Origin of the sequence: Lapillicoccus sp. (assembly GCF_046595215.1) — a bacterium.
Classification (GTDB): Bacteria; Actinomycetota; Actinomycetes; order Actinomycetales; family Dermatophilaceae; genus Lapillicoccus.
On the sequence record NZ_JBKJPP010000203.1, the window covers coordinates 1 to 3,201 of the forward strand.

At 70.2% G+C, this 3,201-nt stretch carries 1 protein-coding gene and 1 pseudogene; one reads left to right on the forward strand and one right to left on the reverse strand.

From position 1 onward, the window contains the following. Positions 1 to 179, forward strand: a pseudogene (locus ACLL9L_RS16855) (ketol-acid reductoisomerase); the annotation flags it as partial. 169 nt (positions 180 to 348) lie between these two features. On the opposite strand, the gene ACLL9L_RS16860 reads toward ACLL9L_RS16855, so the two are convergent. Then, positions 349 to 3,201 (reverse strand): chitobiase/beta-hexosaminidase C-terminal domain-containing protein (locus tag ACLL9L_RS16860; protein WP_411285812.1); only part of this gene is annotated, 2,853 nt, incomplete at its 5' end.

The window sequence follows — 3,201 nt, forward strand, 5'->3', positions numbered from 1 at the left end:
ACGGCACGTTCGCCAAGCGGTTCATCGACGACCAGGAAGCCGGCGCACCGGAGTTCACGGCCCTGCGCAAGAAGGGTGCCGAGCACCCGATCGAGGCGACCGGCAAGGAGCTGCGCGGCCTGATGAGCTGGATCAAGGACAGCGACAGCGACTACGTCGAGGGCTCCGCCGCGCGCTGACCTCCCCGCCCATTCCCGAGCAGGTATGCCGGCCGGTCACCCTCGCGGGTGGCCGGCCGGCGCCGTGCTGGGCGTCCACAGCTCCTCAGGTGAGGACTTGTGGACGGGGGGGCCACCGCCAGCGAAGGCGGACCCGGCGGGGTGAGGGGGTGCCGCCGGGTCCGCCGGTCTATTTCAGGGCGAGGTAGGCGTCGATGTCGACCTTGTTGCCCGCGGACGCCGGGTTCCTCGCACTGAGGACTGTCACCTTGATGGTGTGCGGATTGACGCTGCCCAGGTTGGTCGCCTGCCACACGATGGTGGCGGGCTGCGGTGTCGCGGAGTACAGGTCGACGGTCTGGGCGGGACCGCCGTCCACCGAGACGCTGGCCATGCCACGGTCCGGTCCGGTGGTCGAGACCCACGCCACCGTGGATCCGGCCAGTCCGCTGCTGTTCTGGGCGAAGGCACCGGCGGTGCTCGACTCCTGGACCGAGCCGTTGTAGGCGCCGGACAGGGTCACCCCACTCCATCCGCCGTTGAAGCTGAACCCGCCGGTGTTGTCGGTCGCTGGGGCGGAGAAGGCCGCGGCGGTCGCATAGGCACCGAACGCCCCTGAGGCGTTGGTTGCCCGCACCTGGTAGCGGTAGGTCGTGACCGTCGACTGGTTCGTCGGGCTGGGTCGCACGTTGACCGTCGCCGAGGTGGCGGCGCAGGCCGCTGCCTGCGTGCATCCGGCGATGTCGAAGAAGCTGCCGCCGTTGATCGACTGCTGCAGCTCGTAACCGGTGGCGTTGGAGCTGCCGGTCCAGGTGAGGCGCACCGGGACCACGGTCAGTGACACCGGTCCTGAGGGGGTGGTCAACGACGCGGTCGGCGCCGTCGTGGTCGGGGCGACCGCCCCTGCAGTGACCGCGAAGGTGTAGACCCTGCTCACCGAGCTGGTCGCCGCAGCGTCCAGGGCCCGCACCGTGAAGGTGTAGGTGCCGTCGGCGACGCCCGGGTACGTCGTCGGGGACGTGCAGGCACTGAACGCGTCGGGTGCACCCGAGGCCACCAGGCTGCACTGGAAGGTCCACCCGGCGGCCTGGGCCTTGCGGAAGGTGAAGCTCTCACTCGAGGTGAGCGAGGGGTTGGCCGGGTTGGCGGTCAGCACCGGCGCGGTCGCGTCGAGCAGGAACGTGCGGGTGGCTGAGCCGATCGGTGCCCCGGTGGCGTCCGCGGCGTTGACCGTGAACGTCCAGGACCCGTCGGGGGTGGCGGGGTAGGCAACCGGTGAGGTGCAGGCGGTGAAATCCGCTGCGGTGGGCAGCCCGGCCGTCCTGGCGCACGTGAAAGTGGCGCCGGTGACATTGGGGGCCGAGAACGCGAACGTCGGGTTGGTGTCCGCTGAGGGGTTGGCCGGTGAGCTGGCGATGACGACCGCGCCGATGGTGTAGCTCTGGGTGGCCACCGCCGAGGTGTTGCCAGCGGTGTCGATGCCGATGTAGTTCAGCGTGGTGCTGGCTGCGATCGGAATTGGCCCGGTGTAGGCGGTGCTGGCCGCGGTCGGGGCAGACCCGTCGGTGGTGTAGTGGATGATCGCCGCCTCGTTGGCGCTCAACGTCACCGACTGCGCGCCCAGGTAGGACCCTCCCGGCGGTGTCGCGCTGAGCACGGGTGCCACCGTGTCGATGGTGAGCGTGGCGTTCGCCGGCGCGCTGAGGTTGCCGGCCAGGTCGACGCCTTGCACCGAGAAGGTGTAGGTGCCGTCGGGCTGGGCGGGGTAGGTCTGCGGCGAGCCGCAGGTGGAGTATGCCGTCGCGCCGGTGCTCAGCGAGCACTTGAACGTGGTGGACGCCTTGGAGGAGGTGAAGGTGAACGAGGGGGTGTTCACCGTGGTCGGGCTTGTCGGCGACGAGGTGACGGCCACCACGGGGACCACCGTGTCGATGGTGAAGCCGTAGGCCGCGGGGGTGCTGGTCGTCCCTGCGCCGTCGACGGCGCGGACCTTGAACGTCCACGGGCCGTCAACGAGGGGACCGAACGCCTGCCCGGAGGTGCAGGCGGTGAAGGAGTCCGCGGTGGCGGGAGTCGTGGTCGGGACCACCGAGCACTGGTAGGTCACGCCTGCGGTCACGGACGCGAACGTGAAGGTGGGGCTGGGGTTGTTGCTCGGGTTGCCGGGCTTGCCGGTCAGCGCGGGCTGGGCCGGCCCGGTGGCGCCGACGTTGACCTTCCACACGTGTGCCGCGTTGTTCGGCGGCGCCAGCACGTTCGGGTTGTCCCAGACGTAGACGTTGCCGGCGGTGTCGAGGCTCAGACCGAACGCGAAGGCGTAGGGCTGCTGGGTGGCGTCAGGGTTGACCCCGACCGCGGTGAACGGGACCAGGTCGCCGGTGCTGATGGTGTACTTCTGGACGGTGGTGGTGCTGCTGGCCGTCCCGGGCGGGGGTGGGGAGGACATCCACAGGTGGTCGATGCCATCGGTGGCGAATCCCTTGGGCCCACGCACGTTCAGCAGCAGGATCGGGGAACAGCCGCCGGGGACGCAGGCGCCCACGTTGTACAGGGTGTCCACGCCCTTGTTGTCACCCACGTACAGGTCCGAGGTGGCGGGGAAGCCCCCGGCAGCGGGGTTGACCACGATGCCGAGCCCGAAGACCGGCACGTCGCGGGTGGTGTTTGCGAGGAAGTCCACGCCCTGGGTGGTGGTGTCGGCCGCAGAAGCGTTCGGGACCCGGGCGATCTGGGTGTTGGCGCCGATCCTGCGGGTCCGGAAACCGACGTAGAGCGCATCGGTCAGGGGGTCCCGGGCGACAGCGTCGGCGCGCTGTCCGTCCAGGCCCAGGCCGGTCCCGACCAGCCCCGCAGCGATCACCTGGGGGTTGGCCAGGGTCTCGGTGGCCGGGTCGAAGCTGAACCGCACCACACCCACGCTCTTTGAACCGCCGTCGGCGACGTAGAGCAGCTGACGTCCGGGGTCGTAGCTGGACTGCTCGGGCTTGAGCAGGCCGCCGGCGGTGGCGCCGACCTTGCAGGTGCTGAGGTTCTCGTGGGTCAG